Source organism: Streptomyces sp. NPDC051109 (genome assembly GCF_044455885.1).
Classification (GTDB): Bacteria; Actinomycetota; Actinomycetes; order Streptomycetales; family Streptomycetaceae; genus Streptomyces.
Genome location: NZ_JBITFF010000070.1, coordinates 1 through 1,121, shown reverse-complemented (window position 1 = coordinate 1,121; position 1,121 = coordinate 1). Strand labels below are relative to the sequence as shown.

2 protein-coding genes are annotated in these 1,121 nt (G+C 67.9%); both read left to right on the top strand.

Annotated elements, in window-relative coordinates; all coding sequences use genetic code 11:
• The first annotated feature begins 175 nt into the window (after window positions 1-175).
• Window positions 176-772: a TetR/AcrR family transcriptional regulator gene (locus ACIBAD_RS37610; protein ID WP_398911552.1), complete on the top strand. Its 597-nt coding sequence runs from the start codon at window positions 176-178 to the stop codon at window positions 770-772.
• On the top strand, window positions 769-1,116 hold the full coding sequence (locus tag ACIBAD_RS37605) for a nuclear transport factor 2 family protein (protein WP_134067126.1): 348 nt from the start codon (window positions 769-771) through the stop codon (window positions 1,114-1,116). Before ACIBAD_RS37610 ends, ACIBAD_RS37605 begins: the two co-directional genes overlap by 4 nt.
• The last annotated feature ends 5 nt before the right edge of the window (window positions 1,117-1,121 follow it).

Genomic DNA, 1,121 nt, shown 5'->3' with positions numbered 1-1,121 from the left:
TTGCTGGTTCTGCGGGAGCTCGCGACGTCTGCATCCAGGCGTCGGTGTCCCGTCGCCCTGAACCGTGACCGATCTCAAGGAACTTGGATGGTTCGACGGCTGGGGGAGTGACGGGTCGGACCAGTCGTGACGGCGTGCTATTTTTGTGAGCGATCGTTCAACTACGGGGGTTTCGGTGGGCCGCAAGCAGGTCTGGGATCAGGCGGATGTACTGGCCCGCGCCATGCGACTGTTCCGCCGTCGCGGCTACCTCGGGGCCTCGCTGCGGGACATCGAAGAGGCGACCGGACTGCATCCGGGCAGCCTGTACCGGGTCTTTCAGAGCAAGGAGGGCCTGTTCTGCGCCGCACTGGACGCCTACAACGACCAGGTGGTGCAGGGCCGTGTCCGGGCCCATCTGCTGGAGTCGCCGGACCCTGTGGCGGGCATCCGGTCGTTCTTCACCTCGACGTTCGAGACCGGTCCCGATCCCGATCCGGGATGTCTGCTCACCAACACCGCGGTGGAGTCCTTCACCGTTCCGCAGGCCGCCGCGGGAGTGCACCGGGGGCTGGAGACGATCGAGTCCGGTTTCGCCGACGCGCTGACGCGCGCCCGCGTTTTGGGCCTGCTGGCGGCGGATCTGGACGTCGAGGTGTCGTCAGCCCGGCTGCTGGCGCTCTATCAGGGCCTGCTGGTGCTGGTCCGGGCCGGCACTCCCGTCACGAAGCTGAACACCATCACCGATGGCGCAATGGCGTCGATCGGCTCCGACGAAGAAGGACAGCGATGATCGACTCGCAGCAGCTCTGGACGAACTACGCCGCGTGCTGGTCGGCCGACCCGGGCGAGCGGCTTGCCGCACTCGGCGCGGTCGCGGTCGAAGACGTCGCCTATCGGGACCCGGGCACGGAGGTGGGCGGGCTGACCGAGCTGGCCGCTTACATGGCCGGGTTCGCCGGAGCCTTCCCCGGTCACCGGTTCTGTATCGACGAGGTGGTCGAGCACCATGACCGGTCGCTCGCACGGTGGACCCAGCTCGGTGAGCAGGACGAACCCGCCATGGCGGGCGTGAGCACCGCCCTCCACCGCGATGGCCGGCTCGCTGACATCACCGGGTTCTTCCTCCCCGCGTAAGCGGA

What these genes read in the sequence shown, in the direction of transcription:
- ACIBAD_RS37605 (WP_134067126.1), top strand. Translation starts at nt 769, where the DNA reads ATGATCGACTCGCAGCAGCTCTGGACGAACTACGCCGCGTGCTGGTCG.